The organism is Citrobacter sp. Cpo045 (genome assembly GCF_030332875.1).
GTDB lineage: Bacteria > Pseudomonadota > Gammaproteobacteria > Enterobacterales > Enterobacteriaceae > Citrobacter > Citrobacter portucalensis.
Genome location: NZ_JAOWGZ010000096.1, coordinates 359,154 through 383,544 on the forward strand (window position 1 = coordinate 359,154; position 24,391 = coordinate 383,544).

Sequence of the window (24,391 nt, forward strand, 5' to 3'; positions counted from 1 at the left end):
GAAATAATTATGTCAGTTTTAACAGCAGCAGATTTTCTAAAACTTATTGATCTTGAACCATTCAAGAAGCCAAACAATGAAGCAGGTGTCTCTGTTCAGCGTGGTATTGAATTAGAAAAGCTACGCCTTGCTGTAAAAGAAGGTCATGTAAATCTCCGTTTTTTCCTCAAATGGTTAAATGCATCTGCTGGCTGCCGTTTACAAGAGCGATGGTTAAACAAGTTTTTCGCCGATGATCTCGGAGAAATTCCCGCACGATTTCAGCAGTCCCCCAGTAAGAGCACAGAAGAAAAGCTAAAGGAAGAAGTTGCCCGTCTCACAGCGGAACTGAGAGCGTCACAGCAACAAAATCAGGTTATTGCTTCTATCGCTTCTGAGGACAATCAGAAAGCCATTTTTGCGGGTATCGTCGAACGTATCGAAGAAGAATCACAAGCTGAACTAAAAGCCTTTGCAGAGAAGGCAGCAACACGGGCAAAACAGAAAGCAATAGAGATGATGATGGCTATCTTTCCTAATTGGAAGCCATCAGATTGAACACAAGAGGCTGTGTGTATTATCATGCTTCCTTAATCATTTAAGGGTAGACAATGAAGAACGTAAATCTGATCTTACTCGGAGACAGCACACAGCCACAAGAACGCCGAATGAAAGAAGCGTTAAAGATAAGCAAGGACGTAAAACCTGCCGCTGTGTTAGATGCTGTGAAAGAGGCGTATGAAGGCACAGGCAAGAAACCTAAGCTGAACTATGCACAACTATCACGATGGAGAAAAGGTTTAACCTTCTATCGTTCACCACCGCCAGAAGACGCTGTAGATCAGTATTCAGATTTATTTTCCCCACTCTACCAACTCTTAGAGAATCCGGTGATTGTTGCTTCTATCGACATATCAGAATTTGAACAGAGATTGAAGATTCAGATTAAAGAACGAGAACAAAGATTGATTGAAGCAAGAAGGCTTGAAGCCGCTCGTATTATGCAAGAAGCAGAAGAAAGAGATCACAGAAAGTTCACAGAAGAATTCAATAAAATAATGGATAAACTGAGAGAGCTTAGGAAAACATAGCTACAATGGGGAGCCTGTTTTCTGGTTCCCTTTTTTAATGACTAATCATTCTATTACGTTAATCCCCCTCTCTCTATTACTCCTTCGACTATAGCCCGACTAAAATGTGCTCGCCGCTAAATCAGGATGCTGTAACAAACCCCAACGACTTTATTCCTGTGTGCTACTGTGTACACATGAGTTTGTACTGATCACTACACCACTTACACCCTTTTTCTTGTAAGATGCTGTTTTTAACGGAGCCTGAGTATAACAATGGGTAAAAAACCTCCTTTGCCAATTCTTATCACCGGAGGTGGTCGTCGTATCGGCCTCGCCGTCGCATGGCACTTTCTGAACCAAAAACAGCCAGTTATCGTCAGCTACCGAACTCACTATCCTGCCATTGACGGCCTGCGAGAAGCGGGCGCGATTTGTATCCCGGCTGACTTTTCCACGGATGAAGGCGTACTGGCCTTTGCTGATGAGGTCAAAGCGCAGACGGATGGCTTGCGCGCCATTGTGCATAATGCCAGCGCCTGGGTCGCCGAAAAACCCGGCACACCGCTTAGCGAAGTACTGTCACGTATGATGCAGATCCACGTCAATACGCCCTACCTGCTCAACCACGCGCTGGAAGGATTGCTACGCGGTCATGGGCACGCAGCCAGCGACATCATTCATTTTACGGATTATGTTGTGGAGCGTGGCAGCGACAAACACATTGCTTATGCTGCCAGCAAAGCGGCGCTGGATAATATGACCCGCTCGTTCGCGCGCAAACTGGCACCGGAAGTGAAAGTGAACGCGATTGCCCCCTCACTTATCCTGTTTAACGAGGGCGACGATGCAGAGTATCGCCAGCAGGCACTAAACAAATCACTGATGAAAACCGCGCCTGGTGAAAAAGAGGTCATTGATTTAATTGACTACCTACTAACCAGTTGTTTTGTCACCGGACGTAGTTTTGCCCTTGATGGCGGGCGCCATCTGCGTTAGTGCAGTTTGATCCAACAAAAGATCAGCAACCACGCGCTCAGGCTCCAGCACACTACTGCACCGCCGAGCGCGATAGGTAAGCGCATAAAACCGGTGAAATACCACAGTGAAACAAGGTAGACAAAATAGGGAATAATCGACCACATACTGAATACAATGGTTGTACGTAACGCCTCGATCCCACGCTCACTGGCCACGATGTAGTGGGCAATCAACGCAAACGTCGGGAACAGTGGAATTAATCCAGCAATATAGTAATTCTTTGTTTTCGCCAGCAAACCTATCAACACCACCACCAGCGCACCGAGCGCCGCTTTTATAACGAGTCCCATCACTCTGCCTTAACACATCAATAACATCAGCCTCTAGCATAACGGAAGCGTTCTTGTTTAGAAAAGATTAATGGAAGGAAAAACCGGGGCGGTGTATGTTGGCGTTTTATATTCAAAATGAATGATATGAACACCATCGTATTTGTTGAAGATGATCCCGAAGTTGGCTCACTGATTGCAGCCTATCTGGCCCGGCATGATATTGAGGTTATCCTTGAACCTCGTGGTGATTTGGCCGAGGAGAAAATCCTGCACGTTCAACCCGATCTGGTGTTATTAGATATCATGCTGCCGGGCAAAGACGGGATGACTATCTGCCGCGATTTACGCGGACGCTGGCAAGGCCCGATTGTTCTGCTCACCTCGCTGGACAGCGACATGAACCATATCCTGGCGCTGGAAATGGGCGCCTGTGACTACATCCTGAAGACAACGCCGCCAGCTGTGCTGCTGGCTCGCCTGCGCCTGCACCTGCGCCAGAATGAACACTCAGCACAGTCTAAAGGCATTCAAGCGGCAACCATCACACCGCACACAACGCTGCGCTTTGGCACACTCACTATCGATCCCACCAACCGCTCCGTGCTGCTCGGCGGCGAGCAAATCTCTCTTTCCACCGCTGATTTTGAATTACTGTGGGAGTTGGCAACCCATGCCGGGCAGATTATGGACCGTGATGCGTTGCTAAAAAACCTGCGTGGCGTAAGTTATGACGGTATGGATCGCAGCGTCGATGTCGCGATTTCCCGCTTACGCAAAAAACTTCTCGATAACGCGACTGAACCCTATCGAATCAAAACGGTACGCAACAAAGGTTATCTGTTCGCACCGCACGCCTGGGACGACGAGCCTCATAAGTAATCCAACCGGGCCGATCTCATTGGTCGGCGGGATTGTTCACAATACGTTACACCGTCACGTAAAATCGTCTACAGAACAGGCATATAAACGCCATCCGACGCCGTTCCACACTTTTTGTGTGGCTGTCACCCTCCCCCCTCCCTATAATCCGTCGCGGTCCTGAACCCTTATGGTTCATAGGTTTTTTTCGCACTAACAAATCTCTTTCCGGCATTTCAGGTGCTGAATGAGGCAAGAGGCTACAATATGTTCGTAACGCTCGCGTATATCGCGTTCTTTTTGGTTTGTTCATGGGCAATTTTTAGAATCAACCAAAAAAGTCACTCTCTTTCAAAAAGCGTCTTCATCGCTATTTTTATGGGTGCCGTTATCGGCTTATCCCTGCATCTCATTGCTGCTGACGAAAGTAAAACAGTTATCGACTGGTATAATGTTATCGGCAACGGTTATGTTAATTTACTGAAGCTGGTTGCGGTTCCGCTGATTTTCATCTCTATTCTCTCAGCCATTAATAAGCTCGAAAACAGCGCTGGCATTGGGAAAATGTCGTTAACCATTGTCGGATGCATGCTCTGTCTGGTAATGATTGCCGGTTTTATTGGGCTGTTGACTGCACATGTATTAGGTCTGGACGCCAGTGCGTTTGTTCATATGCAGTCCACACTGACGGCAGACGATGTGAGTAAAACTGCCGCCATTTCACTGCCTAAACTGGTTACATCTCTGATCCCAACGAATATCTTCCTTGATCTAACAGGAGCCAGAAGCGTTTCCGTCATTGGCATTGTTATCTTCACCCTGCTTGCCGGCGTGGCATTATTAAAGGTTAAACAAGACGCCCCGCAAGAAGGTAAAAAATTAGGTGCTGGCATTAACGCTATCCAGATTTGGGTGATGAAAATGGTGCGTATCGTTATTGCCCTCACCCCTTATGGTGTGATGGCATTAATGGCAGGCGTATTTTCCGCGTATCGATTTGAACAATTTGCCAGTCTGTTAGGCTTTATTGCTGCCTGTTACCTTGCGATTCTGATGATGTTTATCGTCCACGCACTGATACTGGTTCTGAGCGGTAATAATCCCGTTCACTATTTTAAAACTGTCTGGCCAGTTTTAACCTTTGCATTTGTTTCACGCAGCAGTGCAGCATCTATTCCACTGGCTATTTCCGCACAAGAAAAATTTGGCGTGCAAAACACCATAGCTAATATTGCAGCTTCATTCGGCTCCAGCATGGGTCAAAACGGCTGTGCCGGGATCTATCCGGCTATTATGGTGGCGATGATTGCTCCAACAATTGGGATTGATCCGCTATCAGTACATTTTTTACTCGCCATGCTGCCTGCGATTGCGCTGGGTTCTATTGGGGTGGCGGGTGTCGGCGGTGGCGGAACATTTGCTGCGCTGATCGTCCTTTCAACGCTGAACTTCCCGGTCGCGCTGGTGGGGATTTTCATTGCTATTGAGCCTGTCGTCGATATGGCCAGAACGGCATTAAACGTGAACGGTTCGATGATGTCTGGCGTGCTGGCTAACAGGCTCCTGAAAAAGAGTGCTGAAAAACCACAACCCGTGAACGCGAATTAGTCAGTCCTAAAAAGATCAAAGCCTTCCTGTTCCTGGAAGGCTTTCTTTCGTGTCAACTAAACGTCAGTCCGTCGTATTTTTTCCAACGGTAGTTTACGGCGGAGATAATCCAGCAGCCGATAAAGACGCCAATAATCGCAAAACCGACATTCCCCATATGGTCACTCAAATTGCTGACGGTATCCCACAAACCACCCTGAAGCGAAAACGCGTCAGAGAGAAGTCCCAGCGCCTCCAGCCCGCCAATAAATAGCGCAACAATCACGGAAGTCCCGGTAATGGTCATATTGTAATAGAGCTTACGTTGCGGCTTATTGAACGCCCATCCGTAGGCCTCAACCATCAGAATACTGTCGAGACAATCAATTAACGCCATACCGCAGGTAAACAGCGCCGGGAAAACGAGAATTGACCAAATCGACATGCCGCTGGACGCGCTTGAAGCAGAAATTCCCAGCAGAGAAATTTCAGTGGCGGTATCAAAACCCAAACCAAACAGAAAGCCGACAAAATACATATGCCAGTCTTTACCTACCAGCCGAAACGCTGAGCGGAAAAGCCAGTTCAGAGGGCCTGAAACTGTAATGTCTTCCGTGGTGCCATCGTAAGTACCGGTGCGTTTAAGATGGCGGAATGCCTTCCAGACCTGGCAGAAAATAATGAGATTGATGGCAGCCAGAATCAGCAAAAATACGGCAGAAACCGTAGTTCCGATCAGACCACCGACATTCTGAAACCATGCCATATGTTGCTTAAACACGCTGGTAGTTAGCGCAATGCCAATGCTGGCTAGCACCACAATGGTAGAGTGTCCCAGAGAAAACCAGGCCCCCGTTGTCAGGGCACGTTTTTTCTGCTGCATGAGTTTACGCGTCGCGCTGTCTATCGCGGCGATATGATCGGCATCGACGGCATGGCGCAAACCATAGCACCACGCAATCAGACTCAGTGCCAATAAGGAAGTATTGTTGCTAAACGCGGTGAAAGCCCACAGCCACGCTACGATGTTTGCCCCGATGAGTAAGACCATCAACAAAAGAATATTCGGGCGTTTTTTTAATAATGAAAACAATGCGTTCATTGTTTCCGGCCTGTCAAATTTTCGCTCAACAACACACCACACCGCCGTTCATTAATTGATTAATACAACGTTTACCAGGCTAATGATAACTCTTAAGAATTACTAACCCAGTGTCGTAGATCAAAGTTGATTACCACCTGAAGCAAGTTCTGCCATCGCTAGCTCCGCAATACGCAGAGGTACCGTTGCGCTGTCACCCTCTTGCAGAAACCAGACGGACGACAACCCACACCAGGCAACAATCCACATCAGTAAACGCTGCCGTTCAATTCTGGCGATTTCAGACACAATGTTGACTCGTTGCGTGAATCTTTCCGGCTCAATGGCGACAGGTCTGGTAGGTTCGGCAAGATCGGGATTAGTAAAGATATTGGCGTAATCAAAGCCACGCTCGCCCACCAGCCCTTTGGGATCGATAGCCAGCCATCCTCTCGTTCCGAAATCAAGAATATTGCCGTGGTGTAGATCGCCATGTAATACGACTGCATCATGGGGTGAGGATAGCAGTACGTTTGCCACCGCAGCACAACGCGTCAGGATACCGCCATGCTTTTTCGCGGCAGGAGCCAGATCGCGAAACCAATGGTGCAGAGGTGTTAACGCAGGCGTAGACGCATTTCGGGAGAGATGGAGTCTACTGGCAGCATGGCAAATAATGCGACAGGCCTGCGCATCGTTGCCAGTCCAGGACATGTCCGCTAAAGACTCTGTCCCTGTCGCACGTTCCAGCAGAATCGCCCCTGCTGCATGAGCAAGTACTTTCGCTGCGCCATTTCCGTTCCACCAGACCATGAGTTCACAGCCGATCCGTTCACTGTCATCATCGGTGATCTTTAGTATGGCTTTCTGCCCGTCCTTGACCACCACCACAGGCAAAAGCTGCGATGTGTGCGTTTCAAACGGTTCACCATCTGGAGTGAGCCCCCAACGGTTGAGCCAGGTGTTGAACAGACGATTTTCCAAACAATATCCTCATTTTTCTCTGGAAGATGGTAATCAAAAGGATCCGTGTTGGCATTATTCCTGTTTTCTTTTGGTTGAGCCACAACCCCCACTTCCATCATCACTGACTTATCGGGTAGAGCACTAACAGGCACATCCTTGTGTATCTGTGTGCCATGCTGACTGTGTTCGGTATATGAGGAGGACACGATGATCACGTTATGCAAAACCTGTGGAACATCCTATGAGGTAACTGGCGCCCATCCGGAACATTGCGATATCTGCCTGGATGAACGTCAATATGTCCCCACAAGCGGGCAGAAATGGATCGATTTTGACACCCTGTGTGCATCGCATACAAATAAGTGGAAGCAACACGACAGTACCCTCCTCAGCATCCGCACCGTTCCTGATTTTGCAATTGATCAGCGCGCGTTTCTTGTGCGTACCCCAGAAGGAAATATTCTGTGGGACTGCATTGCCACGCTCGACGATGCCACAAAAACGCTAATAACGTCCCTTGGCGGCCTTAAGGCTATCGCGATTTCGCATCCTCATTACTACACCACCATGCAGGACTGGGCTGCGGAATTTAGCGCGCCGATTTACCTTCATGCCAGCGACAGAAGGTGGGTAATGCGTGACAGCCCGTGGATTAGATTCTGGGATGGCGACACCATTGAGTTAACCCGTGACGTCACGATGATACGTCTCGGCGGGCACTTTGCTGGCGGCTGCGTCCTGCACTGGGCGCGTGACGAAGGCGTGGTGCTTTCTGGCGACATCGTTCAAGTTACACCAGGTGCCCATGCAGTCTCATTTATGTGGAGCTACCCCAATATGCTACCGTTGCCAGCCGCCACCGTCAGCGACATCATCCAACGCCTGAGAACAGTGAAATTTAAGCAACTTTACGGCGCATTTGAAGGTAAAGATATTACGCAAAATGCCGATGAAATTGTGCGCCGTTCAGGTGAAAAATATATTTCCTGCCTCAAATAAACCGGCAGTTTATTCACCAACCATGCTCAGGAAGGAAAAATGGATAGAACTTATAAATCATGCCCATCACAGAAATACTGACTATCACACTGATAATAAAGTAGGTTTTGAAAGGCTGCTTTTGTGTTTTATGGCGAAAGATTTGTTGACCCGCTATCGCGCCGCCCCACCCGCCCACAACGCCAAACACCAGCAATGTGGATTCCGGCACTCTGCGCCAGTCCTTGCGTGCCGCCATTTTGTCCACGCCGTATAACAGCAGCGTCAGAACGTTGGCGAGTAGAAACCATATAACAAGAGGATAAGCGGTGAAAATGCAGCCGACCGCTGCAAAAATGAGTAGCGAATAACAACAGCGATTGAGATTCATATTTTCAGTCACAGCACTTTTCAGGAGGTATCGGCACGCATTATACGCAAGGTCAGTCATCCCTGCCACGGGTGAGAATATCCCTTTTATTATTATGCCTATATCCCCAAAGATAGCGCAAATTCTCTGGTCTGCGGGGTACCTAACAATTCAAACAAGAGAGCCGTTTTCATTATTCAAAACAAATGGTAATTTATTAAACCCAAATGGAGAAATTGTTCTGGAGTCACAAGGATGAGAAAATACTCATATCCATATTTGTTTTTTGTTACCGTCTCATCTCTCGGTGCAATATTTCTCTTTTACTGGTGGAAGGTAACGATTTACAGAGCGACATTTCTCTACCCGCTCACATCCAAATACCTCATGCTTATTTCTCTGGCAGTGTCATTGTTAATTACCTTATTTCTGGTAGGTAATGGGATAATGAAAAAAAGTCCCTTCCAAACCTATCTGAAATTATTTGGTGGCATCAGCATTGCCATGGTGCTGTTTTCAGTGATCATGGTTATGGCGATAACCTGGTTCATTCCGGGTGTCCCCTCGTCCTATACCGCCACATACGTCTATGCTACAGGAAGTTCTAAAAGCTGTTCGGGGGCTGATGTTGACGATCCGGATCTCGGGACTAACATCAGAATTTGCTATCCCGAAGGTAACTACGAATATAACAACACCATCTACGTTGAGAAACGAAGTAACCTTTTAGGTGCGGTCGTGACATACGCCAGAACAACCCCATCCCGATTTTGATTAACTTACAGCGTAGAAAGCAATGCGTGATCCAGCGAAAGGTCATTCCGCGCCCGTAGGAGCCATAAGAATGCAGAAAAGAGATATACAGTGTACTCTGCGTGGACAAGCACGCCGGATGGTGATCGGAGAACCTTTTTGAACCCACGCATCGGCGGATACCGCTGTGCTCACTTTTCCCCTGTGGGACACGTGCACTCGCTAACTTATTGAGCGTTCGGTGATTTTTTATGAAGAAACTGTTTGTGCAGTTTTACCTCCTGCTGTTTGTCTGCTTTTTGGTGATGACCCTGTTGGTCGGTCTGGTATACAAATTCACCGCAGAACGCGCAGGCAGACAGTCGCTCGACGATTTGATGAAAAGCTCGTTGTACCTGATGCGCAGTGAACTACGCGAAATCCCGCCACGCGACTGGGGTAAGACGCTGAAGGAGATGGATTTAAACCTCTCATTTGACCTGCGCGTTGAACCGCTGAATAAGTACACACTGGATGCCCCAACCATGCAGCGTTTGCGCGAAGGCGATATTGTGGCACTTGACGATCAATACACCTTCATTCAACGCATTCCTCGCAGCCATTATGTGCTGGCCGTCGGTCCGGTTCCCTACCTCTATTTTCTCCATCAAATGCGCTTGCTGGACATCGCGCTGATGGCGTTTATTGCTATCTCACTGGCCTTCCCGGTACTGATCTGGATGCGCCCGCACTGGCAGGAAATGCTCAGACTCGAATCCGCCGCACAACGTTTTGGTGAAGGACATCTGAGTGAACGCCTTCATTTTGACAGCGGTTCCAGCTTTGAGCGCCTGGGCGTAGCGTTTAACCAAATGGCCGACAATATCAATGCGCTGATCGCCAGTAAAAAACAGCTCATCGATGGTATTGCCCATGAGCTTCGTACCCCGCTGGTACGTTTACGTTACCGGCTGGAAATGAGTGATAACCTCACCGAGCAGGAATCTCAGGCGCTGAATCGTGATATCGGCCAACTGGAAGCGTTGATAGAAGAGTTACTGACCTACGCCCGCCTGGATCGCCCGCAAAATGAACTGAAACTCAGCGTACCGGACCTGCCTGCTTGGTTAACCACCCATCTGGAGGATGTGCAAAGCGTAAATCCTGACCGTGCGGTGCAATTACGTCATCTCGAAACTGGCGACTACGGCGCGTTGGATATGCGTCTGATGGAGCGGGTCCTGGATAATTTGCTGAATAATGCCCTACGCTATTGCCAGTCAACGGTGCAAGCCAGTCTGCTGCTGAACGGCAATCAAGCCACGCTGGTAGTGGAAGACGACGGTCCCGGTATTGCACCAGACGCTCGCGAACAGGTTTTTGAACCGTTTGTACGCCTTGACCCCAGCCGTGACCGAGCGACCGGGGGTTGTGGGCTTGGGTTAGCCATCGTCCACTCAATAGCGTTGGCTATGGGAGGGACGGTCGTCTGTGATGAAAGTGAACTTGGCGGCGCCCGGTTTACTTTCCGTTGGCCCGTCTGGCATAACATTCCTGAAATTTCGGCTGCCTGACCTATTCTGCTCGGTGGCCAGGCGGTGAATGTTGTGCTATAAAAAAGTATGTTGTAACTAAAATGGTAAATCTATGGCCCGTTACGATCTCGTTGACCGCCTGAACGGCACCTTTCGCCAGATGGAACAAGAATTGGCGCTTCTGAACGAAAACCTGTTGCAGCAAACGCTGCTGATTGCCCGCGTATTCTCGTTACCGGAAGTGGTCAAAGAGGCAGAGCATGCCCCTCTGCAGAGCATTGATGTTAAGCAGCATTTAGGCAAAGAGGCTGAAGCGCTGGCACTGCGCCATTACCGTCACCTGTTTATTCAGCAGCAGTCCGAAAACCGCAGCAGCAAAGCGGCCGTCCGCCTACCGGGTGTATTGTGCTACCAGGTTGATAATGCGGCGCAATGTGCTCTGGAAGAACAAATCCAGCGTATAAACCAGTTGAAAACCACCTTCGAGCGCATTGTTACAGTAGAGTCAGGGCTGGCGCCGGCAGCACGTTTCGAATGGGTGCATCGCCACCTGCCGGGGCTGATTACACTGAATGCCTATCGCACGCTCACCGTTGTCAGAGATCCTGCCACCCTGCGATTCGGCTGGGCTAACAAGCACATTATTAAAAACCTGAAACGTGATGAAGTACTGCAGCAACTGGAAAAAAGCCTGACCTCACCGCGCAGCGTACATCCCTGGACACGTGAAGAATGGCAGGCGAAGCTTGAACGCGAATATCAGGATATCGCCGACTTACCGCAGCAGGCCCGCCTGAAAATTAAAAGGCCGGTAAAAGTGCAGCCTATTGCCCGTGTCTGGTACAAAGGAGAGCAAAAACAGGTGCAATATGCCTGCCCGACGCCACTGATTGCTTTGCTTAATAACGACAACGGTATGACCGTACCGGATATCGGCGAGTTACTGAATTACGATGCCGATAACGTTCAGCATCGCTTTAAACCTCAGGCGCAGCCGTTGAGATTGATTATTCCCCGGCTGCACCTGTACGTTGCGGATTAACTGCCTGGCCGCATGCTGCCAACCATCAGCTCCGGACGTACCCAGCTGTCGAACTCCGCTTCGGTTAGATATCCCAGCGCCAGAGCGGAGGCTTTTAGCGTCAGCCCTTCTTTATGCGCTTTTTTGGCAATTTCAGCCGCTTTATCGTAACCGATATGGGTGTTGAGCGCGGTCACCAGCATCAGCGACTCATTGAGCAGTTGATCTATTCGTTCACGGTTGGGCTCGATTCCCATCGCGCAATGTTCATTGAAGCTTTCCATACCGTCCGCCAGCAGGCGTACCGACTGCAGGAAGTTGTGGATGACCATCGGTCGATAGACGTTGAGCTCAAAGTTACCTGACGCCCCGCCCATATTGATGGCGACATCGTTGCCCATCACCTGGCAGCACAACATGGTCAGCGCTTCACACTGGGTAGGATTGACTTTACCCGGCATGATCGAGCTGCCCGGTTCATTTTCCGGAATTGAAATTTCGCCAATACCACAGCGCGGGCCAGATGCCAGCCAGCGTACATCGTTGGCGATTTTCATCAGCGACGCTGCCAGCCCTTTTAGCGCTCCGTGGGCATGAACCAGGGCATCGCAGGTGGCCAGCGCTTCAAATTTATTCGGAGCGGTAACGAACGGCGCGCAGGTAATGACCCGCAGTTCATCCGCGACCCGGCGGGCGTATTCGGGATGAGTGTTCAGTCCGGTACCTACCGCGGTTCCCCCCAACGCCAGTTCTGCCACATGCGGTAAACTGTTTTCAATGTGTCTGAGGTTATGTTCAAGCATTGCTACCCAGCCGGAAATCTCCTGGCCAAGCGTTAGTGGAGTTGCATCTTGCAGATGTGTACGACCAATTTTAACGATATCGGCGAAAGCGTGGGACTTATCACTGAGCGTTTTGGTCAACACATTTAATTGTGGGATCAAAGATTTACGCAGCGCCAGCAGTGCGGCAACGTGCATTGCGGTTGGGAAGACATCGTTCGAGCTTTGGCTTTTATTGACATCATCGTTGGGGTGTACTTTTCGCTCCATCCCCCGCACGCCGCCCAGCAATTCGCTGGCCCGGTTTGCCAGCACCTCGTTCATATTCATATTGCTTTGCGTGCCTGAGCCGGTTTGCCAGATGGCCAGCGGAAACTCATCGCGGTGTTTATCTGCCAACACCTCATCTGCAGCCTGCATAATAGCCCTGGCTTTATCCTCCGCCAGCAGCCCCAGATCCAGGTTAACCTTTGCCGCGGCGCGTTTCGTCAGCGCCAGCGCATGGATCAGCGAGACCGGCATTTTCTCCGTAGAGATACGAAAATGCTCCAGCGAACGTTGGGTTTGCGCGCCCCAAAGCTTATCGGCAGGAACATCAATCGCCCCCATTGAATCATTCTCGCGGCGTACCGTTACCATTACCTGCTCCTTACATTAACAGTTGATTAGGTTATGTTTCGACATTGCCCATTTGCATTGGTCTTATGAGTATTAACGAGGATAAAGCTGTCGTTTGGTGGTTCGTGCGGTAAAAAAAACCGCCCCGAAGGGCGGCTGACGTTACTTAACGCAGCGTGCGCACTGCGACGTCTGAATTTGCTTGAAGAAATCGTTGCCTTTGTCATCTACCAGGATAAATGCCGGGAAATCTTCTACTTCAATTTTCCAGATGGCTTCCATCCCGAGTTCCGGGTATTCCACGCACTCCAGGCTCTTGATACTGCCCTGAGCCAGCACCGCAGCGGGGCCGCCAATACTGCCCAAATAGAAGCCGCCATGTTTATGGCAAGCATCGGTCACCTGCTGGCTGCGATTGCCTTTCGCCAGCATAATCATGCTCCCACCAGCGGCCTGAAGCTGGTCAACATACGAGTCCATACGTCCGGCAGTGGTTGGCCCCAGCGAACCAGAGGCATAGCCTTCCGGCGTTTTTGCCGGACCGGCGTAATAGATCGGGTGATCTTTAACATACTGCGGCAAACTTTCGCCGTTATCCAGACGTTCTTTCAGTTTCGCATGCGCAATATCACGGCCAACGATAATTGTACCGTTGAGCGACAGACGCGTGGAAACCGGATACTGGGAAAGCTGAGCCAGAATCTCTTTCATCGGACGATTGAGGTCAACGCGCACCGCTTCCCCCTCTCCCGCCTGGCGCAGTTCTTCCGGTATAAATTTCCCAGGATTATGCTCCAGTTTTTCGATCCAGATACCTTCGCGGTTGATCTTGGCTTTGATATTTCGATCGGCTGAGCAAGAAACGCCCATACCAACCGGACACGACGCGCCGTGACGCGGCAGGCGGATCACGCGGATATCATGCGCGAAGTACTTCCCACCAAACTGCGCGCCAAGCCCCAAATTCTGCGCCTCAATCAGCAGCTCTTTTTCCAGCTCTACATCGCGGAATGCCTGACCATGTTCGTTACCTTCTGTCGGCAGTTCGTCGTAGTATTTTGCAGAAGCCAGTTTGACCGTTTTCAGTGTGGCTTCTGCCGATGTTCCACCGATTACGAACGCGATGTGATACGGCGGACAAGCCGCAGTGCCCAACGTACGCATTTTCTCAACCAGGTAATCTTTTAATTTGCCCGGTGTTAGCAGCGCTTTGGTTTCCTGGTACAGATAGGTTTTATTCGCCGAACCACCACCTTTGGCAATACACAGGAATTTGTATTCATCTCCGTCGACGGTATACAAATCGATTTGTGCTGGCAGGTTGGTACCGGTGTTCACCTCTTTATACATATCCAGCGCTGCGTTTTGTGAATAGCGCAGGTTGTCTTCGATGTAGGTGTTATAAACGCCTCGTGCCAGCGCCTCCTCATCACCCCCACCGGTCCAGACACGCTGACCTTTTTTACCCACGATAATCGCAGTTCCGGTGTCCTGACAGGTCGGCAAAATGCCTTTTGCCGCGATGTCAGAGTTACGCAGGAATTGCAGGGCCACATATTTGTCGTTTTCGCTGGCCTCCGGGTCGCGCAGAATATCAGCTACCTGCTGTTGATGTGCGGGACGCAGCATAAACGACGCATCATGAAAGGCCTGACGAGCCAGCAGGGTTAAGGCTTGCGGTGCAACTTTAACAATCTCCTGCCCTTCAAATTCGGCAACAGAGACATAGTCGCTGGTCAGCAGATAGTATTCGGTATCATCCTTTTTGAGGGGGAAAGGATGCTGATAATGAAAGGGTTTGTTTGACATTGTGCTCTCACTTACTGCTCGGTCTGGTTATTCTCTGGGCAGATGTTCCATTGCCCTGCTTCCCTGCCGCAGATCCGGTTGTAGAAGGAAGAGCTTTCTGCAACCGGAATTACTCAGGGTATTAAAAGCGAGTCACCATATCCTACACATTTTTTTAACAAAAACTGAGACAAGTACGACTTTTTACATGTGCAGGTTACTTCCCTCAGGGTTTCTTGGTTTAATAGCCGTAGAAAATTCAACATTGAAACAGGGCTTGATAATGCAAAAACTCATCAACTCAGTGCAGAACTACGCCTGGGGAAGTAAAACGGCGTTAACGGAACTCTATGGCATTGCCAACCCCACTCAGCAACCGATGGCTGAGTTGTGGATGGGCGCGCATCCGAAAAGCAGTTCGCAGGTTCTGGGCGCTGACGGTCAGACGGTTGCTCTGCGCGACGTTATCGAGCACGATAAATCCGCACTGCTAGGCGAAGCCGTAGCGCAACGTTTTGGTGAACTGCCCTTCCTGTTTAAAGTACTCTGCGCTGCTCAACCACTTTCGATTCAGGTTCATCCTAACAAGCACAATTCTGAAATTGGATTTGCCAAAGAAAACGCCGCGGGGATCCCGATGGATGCCGCCGAGCGCAACTACAAAGATCCTAACCACAAACCAGAACTGGTATTTGCTTTGACGCCTTTCCTGGCGATGAACGCATTCCGCGAGTTCTCTGACATTGTTGCATTGTTACAACCCGTTTCCGCCGCACATCCAGCTATTGCACATTTCCTGGAAGAACCGAGTGCGGAACGTCTGAGCTATCTTTTCGCCAGCTTGCTGAATATGCAGGATGAGGAGAAATCCCATGCGTTGGCGATCCTGAAATCAGCGCTGAACAGCCAGCAGGGTGAACCCTGGCAAACCATCCGTTTGATCGCTGACGTCTACCCGAACGACAGTGGGCTTTTCTCCCCGCTGCTGCTCAATGTGGTGAAACTCAATCCAGGCGAGGCTATGTTCTTATTTGCCGAAACCCCGCACGCTTACCTGCAAGGTGTGGCGCTTGAGGTGATGGCTAACTCGGACAACGTGCTGCGTGCCGGACTGACGCCAAAATATATTGATATCCCGGAACTGGTCGCCAACGTGAAGTTTGTCGCCAAGCCAGCAAACCAGTTACTGACCACGCCGGTTGAATCTGATGGTGAACTGGACTTCCCAATCCCGGTTGATGATTTTGCGTTCTCCCTGCATGAGCTTACTACCAGTGGCGCAGATATCAGCCAGCAAAGTGCGGCTATTTTGTTCTGCATCGAGGGTGAAGCCGTGCTGAGCAAAGGCGAGCAACGTCTGGTTCTGCGACCGGGTGAATCGGCCTTTATTGGCGCGAATGAATCGCCGGTTAACATCAGTGGCGCAGGTCGTTTAGCCCGGGTTTATAACAAGCTATAGCAAGATACTGATATTTTTAACAACTCTTGCTAAGCTGTAGTGTGTTAAAGACATGTCACTCCTCCAGGCGTCTTCAAACGCCTGGTTTTATTTTATGGATATCGAAATGAAAAAATCGCTGGTAGCTGCGGGTGTGGTGGTTGCGCTGGGTATCGTCTGGACGGGCGGCGCCTGGTACACAGGTAAGAAACTTGAAACGCATCTCGCCGAGATGGTGACACAGGCAAACGATCAGTTAAAACGTTTCTCCCCTGAGGCGGGCATTGAACTGAGTTATCAAAACTACCAGCGCGGGGTGTTCAATAGCCAACTGCAATTGGTGGTGAAACCAATCGCCGGGCAGGCAGATTCCTGGCTAAAACCGGGGCAAAGTATTGTCCTGAATGAAACCGTCGATCACGGTCCATTCCCGCTGGCTCAGTTGAAATCACTGAATCTGGTCCCGGCTATGGCCTCCGTGAAAACGACTCTGGTCAATAACGACGTTACCAAACCGCTGTTTGATATTGCTAAAGGTGAGTCGCCATTTGTCATTAACTCCCGTATCAGCTACAGCGGCGATACCCGTTCCGATCTCTCCCTCAAACCACTGAACTATGAGAAAGGCGACGAAAAAGTAGCCTTCAGTGGCGGGGAATTCCAGTTTACAGCAGACAAAGAAGGTAATGCTGTCTCGCTGACAGGCAATGCGCAAAGCGGCGTGGTCAATGCGGTCAACGAGTATGACCAGAAAGTACAAATGACTTTCAATAACCTGAAAACTGAGGGTTCCAGCAGTATTGCCAGCTTTGGTGAGCGCATCGGCGACCAAAAATTGTCACTCGATAAACTGTCGATTTCCGTCGAAGGTAAAGAGTTGGCGGTACTGGAAGGCATGGGTATTGATGGCAAATCCGATCTGATCAACGAGGGTAAAACTGTCAACAGCCAGTTGGATTACACGCTGAACAGTCTGAAATTGCAGGGTCAGGATATGGGTAGCGGTAAACTGACGCTGAAAGTTGGCCAGATTGACGGTGAAGCATTACACCAGTTCAGTCAGCAATATAGCGCCCAAACCAAGGCGCTGATGGCGCAGATTGATGTGGTACAAAATCCTGAGCTTTATCAGCAAAAAGTCACTGAAGCCTTCTTCAATGCGCTGCCGATTCTGATGAAAGGCGAGCCGGTTATCACCATTGCCCCGCTGAGCTGGAAAAATGCAAAAGGTGAAACTGCATTTAATCTGTCACTGCTGCTAAAAGATCCGACAGCAAATACTGAGGAACCACAAACGCTGGCTCAGGAAGTGGATCGTTCGGTCAAATCACTGGATGCTAAGCTGACGATTCCGGTTGATATGGCGACTGAGTTCATGACGCAGATTGCCAAAATTGAAGGCTATCAGCAGGAGCAAGCGGCCGATCTGGCGAAGCAACAGGTGAATGGCCTGGCGGCAATGGGTCAGATGTTCCGGATTACAACGATGCAGGACAACGTCATCGGCTCCAGCCTGCAATACGCAAACGGCCAGGTTACGTTAAACGGACAAAAAATGCCGCTGGATGAGTTTGTTGGCATGTTCGGTATGCCTTCTCTCGGCGAACCGGATGCCCCGGCTATTCCGCAACAGTAAATACGCGTGACAACAGGCCCGATAACCGTGTGTTTATCGGGCCTTTTTTATTTTGCCACCACCAGACGGGCGGAAAGCGTTAAGTTACGTGAATGACCATCATCGTGCCCAATGCGCTGTAGCATGCGCTCAGCAAGGGTATATCCCATTTCACGCGCGGGCGTACAGGCCCAAATAATGGGGATATCGTCCAGTGCATTTTCCGCTACATCGGCAAATCCAGCTAACGAGATCTGCTGTTCGAAGTAGCGATCTACGCCAATTTCACCACTCTGACGCCCTGCTCTCATCAGGCCAAACCAGGCGCCAACGGCTATGATTTCGTTGTAGCACACCACTGCGCTGATCGTTGGGTTACGACGTAACAGCGCGGTCACCTCCTCTGCGGCCTGCTTTTGGCTGGATGAGCACTCCAGCACCCAGTCGCTATGAAACGGTAAACCATACTTTAGCAACGTCGTACAATAGCCGCCGACACGCTCTGCACGGGTCAATGAAGAACTCTGCCCCCCCAACCACGCGATGCGCTGATGCCCATGGCTTATCAGATGTTCAACCAGCAATTGCGCTGCCTGCATGTTGTCAGGCCTGACGGTGTCAACGTCATCCAGGTAGCTGGCCCGAGACGCAAACACTACCGGAATCCCTTTCTCCGCGGCCAGTTGTTGTAGGTCGTCGCTACTGCCGGCAGCCCCGGCGATCACCACACCATCAACCCCTTGATTAAGCAGCATAGCGAAACGCTGTGCCAGCTGTTCGCCATCTCTGCCACCATGTAATAAAAAGACCATGCGCCCCTGCGCTTCTAAAGCTTCCGTCAGACCCGCCGTCAACTCGGCGTAAAACGGGGTGGAAAGGTCGCGCACGATCAAACCAATTACCCCGCTCTGCCCGCCACGCAGCGCTGATGCCTGGCGATTACGCACAAACCCCAGTTGCTCAATAGCGGCATTCACCCGTTCGCCGGTCGCGGATGAAATACGGCCTTTTCCACTGAGCACCAATGAGACGGTACTAACCGAAACGCCCGCGGCCAGCGCAACATCATGGATGGTTATTTTTTTGGCTATAGCCATAAAAACGGAAAACTCCCTGATAACGTGACGGATAAAACGTTTTATCAATCACATATATTTATACGCCCTATTATCGTTCGATAATGTGATTTATACCGCACTAAAATTAGGTAAAACGTTTTATCTTCTCGCCATCATTAGTCAGCTAGCTTTTACGAGGAGTCGTTTGATGACGACGAGAACCACACCAAAAATTACGTTATGGGAATTTTTCCAGCAGTTGGGCAAAACCTTTATGCTGCCCGTGGCTCTGCTCTCATTCTGCGGGATCATGTTAGGGATCGGCAGCTCGTTAAGTAGTCATGATGTCTTAACGCTGATTCCGGCATTGGGTAATCCGGTACTGCAGGCTATTTTTACCTGGATGAGCAAAGTAGGCTCATTTGCGTTTAGCTTCTTACCGGTGATGTTCTGTATTGCCATACCTCTCGGCCTGGCCCGCGAGAACAAAGGCGTAGCGGCATTTGCCGGTTTTGTTGGTTATGCGGTGATGAACCTTGCCGTCAACTTCTGGTTAACCGCGAAAGGTATCTTGCCTACCACGGATGCCACGATCCTGAAGGCTAACAACGTGCAGAATATCCTGGGGATCCAGTCGATCGACACCGGGATCCTCGGCGCTGTTATTGCCGGGATCATCGTCTGGATGCTGCATGAACGTTTCCACAACATTCGCCTGCCGGATGCACTGGCGTTCTTCGGCGGTACCCGCTTTGTACCAATTATCTCTTCGGTGGTGATGGGACTGGTCGGCCTGGTCATTCCCCTGGTTTGGCCGGTTTTCGCCATGGGCATTAACGGGCTCGGCCACATCATCAACAGCGCGGGCGAATTTGGTCCAATGCTGTTTGGTACCGGTGAACGTCTGCTGCTGCCGTTTGGTCTGCATCATATTCTGGTGGCGCTCATTCGCTTCACCGAAGCTGGCGGCACGCAGGAAGTCTGCGGTCACAGCGTGAGCGGCGCACTGACTATTTTCCAGGCTCAACTGAGCTGCCCGACAACACAAGGTTTCTCTGAAAGCGCAACCCGCTTCCTGTCGCAGGGTAAAATGCCGGCGTTCCTCGGTGGTTTGCCGGGGGCAGCGCTCGCTATGTACCACTGTGCTCGCCCTGAAAATCGTCATAAAATTAAAGGGCTGTTAATTTCTGGTCTCATTGCCTGCGTGATCGGCGGTACAACCGAACCACTCGAGTTCTTATTCCTGTTCGTTGCCCCTGTTTTGTATGTAATCCACGCCCTGCTGACCGGTCTTGGTTTCACCGTGATGGCGGTGTTAGGCGTCACCATCGGCAACACTAAAGTAAAATACACCTCATTAAGAATTGAGGCGTAAAAACAGCTATACCTGTCGCCCCAATGGATTACCAAGGAGGTGATGACCAATGTCTGCACATGTTACAATCTTAAGAAATACAGTACTTCCAGTGAAATTCAATACCATGAATCGTCCACGCTTATATTCATATATCCGTTACTCCAGCGAACGACAAGGTAAAGGTAGTTCGATTGAGCGTCAGAAGAGCTACATTGCTGAAATGGCAAAACAGATTGCTACTGAGTACGATCTGGAGATTTTCGAGGAATACCAAGATTTAGGGGTATCCGCGTACAAGGGTAAAAACGTTCAGGAAGGAGCTTTATCGGATTTCATAGACCAAGTTGAATCCGGTTTGATCCCAAAGGGGTCTTTCCTCTTGATTGAATCCCTTGATCGCTTCTCACGCCAGAACGCCATGCAAGCGGTTAACCTTTTCACCAGCTTATTACTTAATGGCATCACGGTAATTACCGGGATTGATAAACAGGTTTACAGACAGACTGAAGTAAACACCGAGACATTGCAGCAACTGATGTTTAGCGTGATGTTGTTCAGCCGTGCAAACGAAGAAAGTTCAACCAAATCACACCGCACCATTGCAAGTGCTCTGTCCAAGATCAGACGTCACCAGGAACGGAAACCAGGTGATCCTGTAGTCGCAATTAAAGAGTTAGGGTCGGATAAATGGTGGACAGATTCAAGTACTGGATATGTCAATCCGCATCCAGTCCTGTTCCCCATAGCAAAAAAAATTATCCAGTTAAAACAAGACGGTTGGTCAAATCGGATGATCCTTCAACATCTGAAAAACAACTACGATGGACCGGTTATTGGCAACAAAAAATCAAAAGGTATATGGAATATGCAGCATTGTTCCAGAATCCTTGAACCTGCCATTTATGGACGAAAAGTAATCACTGTAAACAATGCAGAATACGTTCTGGATGATTATTACCCTGCGATCATCAGCAAAGATGAATATGAAGCGTTAAAGCTCCAAGTTGGAAACAAAGGATTTGCCCCGAATCGCGAGAGTAATCCAGAAATACCATTACTTTCCGGTATTGGTATTTTGCACTGTGCGCACTGCTCATGTTACATGGTTAAGGCTAAATCAACCCTTAAAAACCATCCACATGCTTACCGTTACCAATGTGCATCCAGAGATTTACATCAAGATTGTAATAAGTGGGGATTCAGGGCAAGCACCCTTGAAAGGACGATTTTACAACTAATAGCCGATAGAATATTCTTACAGACGAAATATCAACCATCTGGTTTAGAAGGGAAAATAGCGGACATACAATCGCAAATTGAGAACTATGTATTGGCTATAGGTTCAGCTAAAAGCCCTGAGATCATTAATAGCCTCACTTCGCAAATTGATCAACTAGAACAAGAAAAACAAAGTCTGATAGTGGAAAAAAGACTATACGATGAATCAATCGTGCAAATGAACACTGAAGGTTGGGACAAGTTCAGGAAGTTTGACATTGATGACGCACTTAACCCTTTACGCACAAAAATAAGAGCAAACATTAAGACCGTTATTATGCGCGTAGATTGCTCCAGAATAGATAAGAAACACAACTTGTTTACCATCACATACCGCGATCAGCATAAACAGCGTATCGTTATCGAAAACAACTCAGGCTGGAAGAAGGGTAAGATTTATGTTGAAGCGCAGACTATCAACGATATTCAAATTCTTGAATCTGAAGGTTTGATACTGCATGACCATATTGACATATTGATCAACCGAGACAAGTTCATGACGGAAGCGAAAAAACGACTAGATCATCCCCGAACACTGATCGATGAACTGACGAAATAAAGGTAAGTGTTAGTGCCATTGTAAAATTGCCCCACAGAAATGTTAGCGTAATCCATCGCTATATAGCCATGAATCGCTCTGTATCTTGTCAGAGCGATTAAAGCAGACTTCAGGCATCGTTCAATATAAAACCCCCGTAAAACTTGATACAGAGCGTTGTAGAGCAAGGGTTCAAAATTACATCGTATTCATTCTGTCAACGAACTGTACTTATTGCACCGCTCCTTATCGAAACACCTCTATGGTTGCCGGAAACCCCGCACAAAATAGATTGTTATGTCTTTCAATCGCAGTATTCAAGACTAACCGCTGCCCGCCGCCCGACGTTAACACCAAGCATATGAACCATTTTAAAACCCTTTAAAAACAATACCCTTCGCATCTTCCCCCTCTTCTCCCCATGTTAATCGATCGTTTTTACAGATCAATTATACGATATTGATAGATTTCATAGATCAATGTAAGATCATGATTCTTCGGTTAGTGTTTCTCGTAAACAAGACTCACGGAATGAATACTCTGTCCACGATGGAGTGCGAAAGAAAGAAGGTATCCAGAATGACAATTCTTATTAAAACGCTAAAAATCATGGCGTCAGGTGTTGTTTTCGTTTCAGGTATAACCACCGCCTCCAGTACCGTCTATTTCTTGCCAGAGGCAAAATCAGCAGGTGTCGCAAGCAGCGACAAAAACGCCCTGATGTTTCTCGGGATGGACAGGGATGTAAATCTGAAGGGGATATGCTTCGCGATGACAAAGCAATCCTCATCAATCGTTCCGCTGGTAGATATCACTGCTACAACTGATAACGGTAGATTCACGATGCACGGGTTACGCCCTAATGTCAGTGATACTAAAGAAGTCGCTTGTTCCTTCGGGTCCGAAGCTGGTGATTTCTTGACTGGCATTTCGAAGTCAACAGCCGTTAACGTGAAGCTGGATTTCAATGGCGAGATCCGCAATTACAGTTTCGACACCACAGAGTTCGGAAAAATGTTGACTGCCAATGGGAAAGGCCTGTGGGAAAAAGCAGCTAAAGACTACGCTCAGGGAGTACGTGCACCCGTTTTCTATAGCAGCGGTAGCGAAGCTCCCAAAAACAATGCAGTAACCTCAAACGTCGATACACACAGTTATAAAGCAAGCGATGAGAAACTTAATTCGGTCTGGAAAAGCCTTAGCCCTGAAACCCGAAAACGATTGCTTCCTTCTCAAAGAGAATGGATAAAGCACAAATCCGGCTGCAATAATGAACAGAAATGTCTTACCGACATGACGAACAATCGCATTCGTGAACTGGAGTCTGAAAATGGAAAATAATGCACTGACTTTGGTTTTAAAAAACGATTGGGTAGCTTCGTCTTCTGGTAATAACTATACCGGAAAATACACGGTTGGACGGTTTCACCTGACAGGTGCTTTCATCGTTGTGTATATGAAGCTGATACATGGAATTGAAATACCCGATTTATGGGTCAGTAGCAGCTTCACTAACATACCAGATACCGATACCCGAAGGGTTATGTATATGGAAGGCTGCGATATGTTATCGAAAGATACAATGAACGAAATCCGTAATGCAGTGAAGTCCCCGCCTGACAAGCTGAAAATATATCGTAATGGAGAGCGTATTGTTAAGATAGAAGTTATGGAGAAACAAAATGATCTCAAAATTTAAAAAGTCAACGAAAATTGTTGCCTTCTTCGGACTTTATATATTGAACGGAATAGCAATAACACCCAGCCAAGCCAGAACATCTGAATCAATACATTTCTCGAACGGAGGTTCAGCATCTTTACAACAAAACGAACAATCAACAAAGCCATCTATAATCGATATACTTCCAAGACTCTATACAACCGAAGAAGTTTATGCACGATTTCAGGAACATGAGTTCAGAGCAACAAATGACTTCAAAAAGTGCCGATTGATGGTTACAGGAAAAATAAAAAAGATTAGCGCAGCCACCTTCAGTAAAAATCCGTTAGTAACGTTACACATCCCTGATTCAAGTGAAGGCTTAAAGTTCTTTTTCGAAAATACGGAATACAATAACAATACTGTAGCAGCATTAAACGTGGGCGATACAGTGATTATTTCTGGCTGGAATGCACGACCAGGAACATTTGGGGGCATTTTCTTCGATGATTCGCAAATCATGACAAAAATGGTTTCAAAGAAGAAGAGGCAAATGCTGGCTTTAAATGGCGGAATTTATGATCGGGAAATTTGTCATAAGTAGCATTTTTGTCGTTTAATATTATAAATAGTAGAAATCCACCTTCATAGAAGGTGGCATATACTCCTCCCTAGATAAGTTTTGCAAACAGCTAAAAAGAAGTCTCTGCCAACCCTGTAAAATTTTAGTATAAAATAGAAAATCCCAGAATCAAAACTCTTAATTTTA

22 protein-coding genes and 1 pseudogene are annotated in these 24,391 nt (G+C 48.5%); 16 read left to right on the forward strand and 7 right to left on the reverse strand.

Going from position 1 to position 24,391, the window contains the following annotated elements:
• The first annotated feature begins 9 nt into the window (after positions 1 to 9).
• The 3 genes from OGY13_RS13320 (at position 10) to folM (ending at position 2,048) form a co-directional block, all read left to right on the forward strand.
• The gene (locus tag OGY13_RS13320; protein ID WP_079933999.1) at positions 10 to 537 is read left to right on the forward strand and encodes a hypothetical protein; all 528 of its coding nucleotides are present in this window, start codon (positions 10 to 12) and stop codon (positions 535 to 537) included.
• A 53-nt stretch (positions 538 to 590) separates the two neighbouring features.
• Entirely contained in the window at positions 591 to 1,070 is a 480-nt protein-coding gene (locus OGY13_RS13325; protein ID WP_048235422.1) for a hypothetical protein, read from the forward strand.
• Between the two features lie 255 nt (positions 1,071 to 1,325).
• Positions 1,326 to 2,048 (forward strand): dihydromonapterin reductase, encoded by a 723-nt coding sequence (gene folM / locus OGY13_RS13330; RefSeq protein WP_048214244.1) that lies wholly within the window; start codon positions 1,326 to 1,328, stop codon positions 2,046 to 2,048.
• On the opposite strand, the gene OGY13_RS13335 is transcribed toward folM, so the two are convergent.
• Positions 2,045 to 2,380 (reverse strand): GlpM family protein, encoded by a 336-nt coding sequence (locus OGY13_RS13335; RefSeq protein ID WP_008784705.1) that lies wholly within the window; start codon positions 2,378 to 2,380, stop codon positions 2,045 to 2,047. The genes folM and OGY13_RS13335 overlap by 4 nt on opposite strands.
• A gap of 117 nt (positions 2,381 to 2,497) precedes the next feature.
• On the opposite strand from OGY13_RS13335, the gene rstA reads away from it, so the two are divergent.
• Together rstA and OGY13_RS13345 are read left to right on the forward strand one after the other, a co-directional pair.
• Positions 2,498 to 3,241 (forward strand): two-component system response regulator RstA, encoded by a 744-nt coding sequence (rstA, locus tag OGY13_RS13340; protein ID WP_057095100.1) that lies wholly within the window; start codon positions 2,498 to 2,500, stop codon positions 3,239 to 3,241.
• 246 nt (positions 3,242 to 3,487) lie between these two features.
• On the forward strand, positions 3,488 to 4,828 hold the full coding sequence (locus OGY13_RS13345; RefSeq protein ID WP_213752190.1) for an L-cystine transporter: 1,341 nt from the start codon (positions 3,488 to 3,490) through the stop codon (positions 4,826 to 4,828).
• Between the two features lie 52 nt (positions 4,829 to 4,880).
• Here OGY13_RS13345 and OGY13_RS13350 read toward each other — a convergent pair whose 3' ends face one another.
• Positions 4,881 to 5,909: a HoxN/HupN/NixA family nickel/cobalt transporter gene (locus tag OGY13_RS13350; RefSeq protein ID WP_137377877.1), complete on the reverse strand. Its 1,029-nt coding sequence runs from the start codon at positions 5,907 to 5,909 to the stop codon at positions 4,881 to 4,883.
• Positions 5,910 to 6,029: 120 nt separating this feature from the next.
• A complete protein-coding gene (locus tag OGY13_RS13355; RefSeq protein WP_213752189.1) occupies positions 6,030 to 6,872 on the reverse strand; it encodes an aminoglycoside phosphotransferase family protein in 843 nt (280 codons plus the stop codon).
• 189 nt (positions 6,873 to 7,061) lie between these two features.
• Between OGY13_RS13355 and OGY13_RS13360 the strand changes: the two genes are divergently transcribed.
• Positions 7,062 to 7,853 (forward strand): MBL fold metallo-hydrolase, encoded by a 792-nt coding sequence (locus tag OGY13_RS13360; protein ID WP_079933995.1) that lies wholly within the window; start codon positions 7,062 to 7,064, stop codon positions 7,851 to 7,853.
• Between the two features lie 13 nt (positions 7,854 to 7,866).
• On the opposite strand, the gene OGY13_RS13365 is transcribed toward OGY13_RS13360, so the two are convergent.
• Positions 7,867 to 8,223, reverse strand: coding sequence for a DUF1294 domain-containing protein (locus tag OGY13_RS13365; protein WP_213752260.1), 357 nt, complete (start codon positions 8,221 to 8,223; stop codon positions 7,867 to 7,869).
• 234 nt (positions 8,224 to 8,457) lie between these two features.
• On the opposite strand from OGY13_RS13365, the gene OGY13_RS25050 reads away from it, so the two are divergent.
• From OGY13_RS25050 to tus, 3 genes are all read left to right on the forward strand, one after another.
• A complete protein-coding gene (locus OGY13_RS25050) occupies positions 8,458 to 8,976 on the forward strand; it encodes a hypothetical protein (protein WP_103014909.1) in 519 nt (172 codons plus the stop codon).
• 230 nt (positions 8,977 to 9,206) lie between these two features.
• Positions 9,207 to 10,508: a two-component system sensor histidine kinase RstB gene (gene rstB / locus OGY13_RS13375; protein ID WP_060682245.1), complete on the forward strand. Its 1,302-nt coding sequence runs from the start codon at positions 9,207 to 9,209 to the stop codon at positions 10,506 to 10,508.
• 73 nt (positions 10,509 to 10,581) lie between these two features.
• Positions 10,582 to 11,511 carry a DNA replication terminus site-binding protein gene (gene tus, locus OGY13_RS13380; RefSeq protein WP_079933992.1) on the forward strand — a complete coding sequence of 310 codons (930 nt, stop codon included), beginning with the start codon at positions 10,582 to 10,584 and terminating at the stop codon, positions 11,509 to 11,511.
• Here the strand turns inward: tus and fumC are convergent.
• Together fumC and fumB are read right to left on the reverse strand one after the other, a co-directional pair.
• On the reverse strand, positions 11,508 to 12,911 hold the full coding sequence (fumC, locus tag OGY13_RS13385; protein WP_213752188.1) for a class II fumarate hydratase: 1,404 nt from the start codon (positions 12,909 to 12,911) through the stop codon (positions 11,508 to 11,510). The two genes, tus and fumC, sit on opposite strands and share 4 nt — an antisense overlap.
• Before the next feature lie 141 nt (positions 12,912 to 13,052).
• Positions 13,053 to 14,699 carry a class I fumarate hydratase gene (fumB, locus tag OGY13_RS13390; RefSeq protein WP_008784695.1) on the reverse strand — a complete coding sequence of 549 codons (1,647 nt, stop codon included), beginning with the start codon at positions 14,697 to 14,699 and terminating at the stop codon, positions 13,053 to 13,055.
• Positions 14,700 to 14,961: 262 nt separating this feature from the next.
• On the opposite strand from fumB, the gene manA reads away from it, so the two are divergent.
• Both manA and OGY13_RS13400 read left to right on the forward strand, forming a co-directional pair.
• Complete coding sequence (gene manA / locus OGY13_RS13395) at positions 14,962 to 16,137, forward strand: mannose-6-phosphate isomerase (RefSeq protein ID WP_008784694.1); 1,176 nt, start codon at positions 14,962 to 14,964, stop codon at positions 16,135 to 16,137.
• 106 nt (positions 16,138 to 16,243) lie between these two features.
• Positions 16,244 to 17,752 carry a YdgA family protein gene (locus OGY13_RS13400; protein ID WP_213752187.1) on the forward strand — a complete coding sequence of 503 codons (1,509 nt, stop codon included), beginning with the start codon at positions 16,244 to 16,246 and terminating at the stop codon, positions 17,750 to 17,752.
• Positions 17,753 to 17,799: 47 nt separating this feature from the next.
• Here OGY13_RS13400 and OGY13_RS13405 read toward each other — a convergent pair whose 3' ends face one another.
• Positions 17,800 to 18,828 carry a Mal regulon transcriptional regulator MalI gene (locus OGY13_RS13405; protein ID WP_213752186.1) on the reverse strand — a complete coding sequence of 343 codons (1,029 nt, stop codon included), beginning with the start codon at positions 18,826 to 18,828 and terminating at the stop codon, positions 17,800 to 17,802.
• A gap of 169 nt (positions 18,829 to 18,997) precedes the next feature.
• On the opposite strand from OGY13_RS13405, the pseudogene malX reads away from it, so the two are divergent.
• The 5 genes and pseudogenes from malX to OGY13_RS13430 all read left to right on the forward strand — a co-directional run.
• Positions 18,998 to 20,128, forward strand: a pseudogene (malX, locus tag OGY13_RS13410) (PTS maltose transporter subunit IICB); the annotation flags it as partial.
• 85 nt (positions 20,129 to 20,213) lie between these two features.
• Positions 20,214 to 21,983, forward strand: coding sequence for a recombinase family protein (locus OGY13_RS13415; RefSeq protein ID WP_213752185.1), 1,770 nt, complete (start codon positions 20,214 to 20,216; stop codon positions 21,981 to 21,983).
• 558 nt (positions 21,984 to 22,541) lie between these two features.
• Positions 22,542 to 23,303 carry a lysozyme inhibitor LprI family protein gene (locus OGY13_RS13420; protein ID WP_172947755.1) on the forward strand — a complete coding sequence of 254 codons (762 nt, stop codon included), beginning with the start codon at positions 22,542 to 22,544 and terminating at the stop codon, positions 23,301 to 23,303.
• Entirely contained in the window at positions 23,293 to 23,661 is a 369-nt protein-coding gene (locus OGY13_RS13425; RefSeq protein WP_213752184.1) for a hypothetical protein, read from the forward strand. The genes OGY13_RS13420 and OGY13_RS13425 overlap by 11 nt, the downstream gene beginning before the upstream one ends.
• Positions 23,645 to 24,226 carry a hypothetical protein gene (locus tag OGY13_RS13430; RefSeq protein ID WP_086813121.1) on the forward strand — a complete coding sequence of 194 codons (582 nt, stop codon included), beginning with the start codon at positions 23,645 to 23,647 and terminating at the stop codon, positions 24,224 to 24,226. Before OGY13_RS13425 ends, OGY13_RS13430 begins: the two co-directional genes overlap by 17 nt.
• The last annotated feature ends 165 nt before the right edge of the window (positions 24,227 to 24,391 follow it).

Excerpts from the sequence above, each read along its gene's own strand:
- OGY13_RS13320 (WP_079933999.1), top strand. The coding sequence starts at position 10 with ATGTCAGTTTTAACAGCAGCAGATTTTCTAAAACTTATTGATCTTGAA.
- OGY13_RS13325 (WP_048235422.1), top strand. The coding sequence starts at position 591 with ATGAAGAACGTAAATCTGATCTTACTCGGAGACAGCACACAGCCACAA.
- folM (WP_048214244.1), top strand. The coding sequence starts at position 1,326 with ATGGGTAAAAAACCTCCTTTGCCAATTCTTATCACCGGAGGTGGTCGT.
- OGY13_RS13335 (WP_008784705.1), bottom strand. The coding sequence starts at position 2,380 with ATGGGACTCGTTATAAAAGCGGCGCTCGGTGCGCTGGTGGTGGTGTTG.
- rstA (WP_057095100.1), top strand. The coding sequence starts at position 2,498 with ATGAATGATATGAACACCATCGTATTTGTTGAAGATGATCCCGAAGTT.
- OGY13_RS13345 (WP_213752190.1), top strand. The coding sequence starts at position 3,488 with ATGTTCGTAACGCTCGCGTATATCGCGTTCTTTTTGGTTTGTTCATGG.
- OGY13_RS13350 (WP_137377877.1), bottom strand. The coding sequence starts at position 5,909 with ATGAACGCATTGTTTTCATTATTAAAAAAACGCCCGAATATTCTTTTG.
- OGY13_RS13360 (WP_079933995.1), top strand. The coding sequence starts at position 7,062 with ATGATCACGTTATGCAAAACCTGTGGAACATCCTATGAGGTAACTGGC.
- OGY13_RS13365 (WP_213752260.1), bottom strand. The coding sequence starts at position 8,223 with ATGAATCTCAATCGCTGTTGTTATTCGCTACTCATTTTTGCAGCGGTC.
- OGY13_RS25050 (WP_103014909.1), top strand. The coding sequence starts at position 8,458 with ATGAGAAAATACTCATATCCATATTTGTTTTTTGTTACCGTCTCATCT.
- rstB (WP_060682245.1), top strand. The coding sequence starts at position 9,207 with ATGAAGAAACTGTTTGTGCAGTTTTACCTCCTGCTGTTTGTCTGCTTT.
- tus (WP_079933992.1), top strand. The coding sequence starts at position 10,582 with ATGGCCCGTTACGATCTCGTTGACCGCCTGAACGGCACCTTTCGCCAG.
- fumC (WP_213752188.1), bottom strand. The coding sequence starts at position 12,911 with ATGGTAACGGTACGCCGCGAGAATGATTCAATGGGGGCGATTGATGTT.
- fumB (WP_008784695.1), bottom strand. The coding sequence starts at position 14,699 with ATGTCAAACAAACCCTTTCATTATCAGCATCCTTTCCCCCTCAAAAAG.
- manA (WP_008784694.1), top strand. The coding sequence starts at position 14,962 with ATGCAAAAACTCATCAACTCAGTGCAGAACTACGCCTGGGGAAGTAAA.
- OGY13_RS13400 (WP_213752187.1), top strand. The coding sequence starts at position 16,244 with ATGAAAAAATCGCTGGTAGCTGCGGGTGTGGTGGTTGCGCTGGGTATC.
- OGY13_RS13405 (WP_213752186.1), bottom strand. The coding sequence starts at position 18,828 with ATGGCTATAGCCAAAAAAATAACCATCCATGATGTTGCGCTGGCCGCG.
- OGY13_RS13415 (WP_213752185.1), top strand. The coding sequence starts at position 20,214 with ATGTCTGCACATGTTACAATCTTAAGAAATACAGTACTTCCAGTGAAA.
- OGY13_RS13420 (WP_172947755.1), top strand. The coding sequence starts at position 22,542 with ATGACAATTCTTATTAAAACGCTAAAAATCATGGCGTCAGGTGTTGTT.
- OGY13_RS13425 (WP_213752184.1), top strand. The coding sequence starts at position 23,293 with ATGGAAAATAATGCACTGACTTTGGTTTTAAAAAACGATTGGGTAGCT.
- OGY13_RS13430 (WP_086813121.1), top strand. The coding sequence starts at position 23,645 with ATGATCTCAAAATTTAAAAAGTCAACGAAAATTGTTGCCTTCTTCGGA.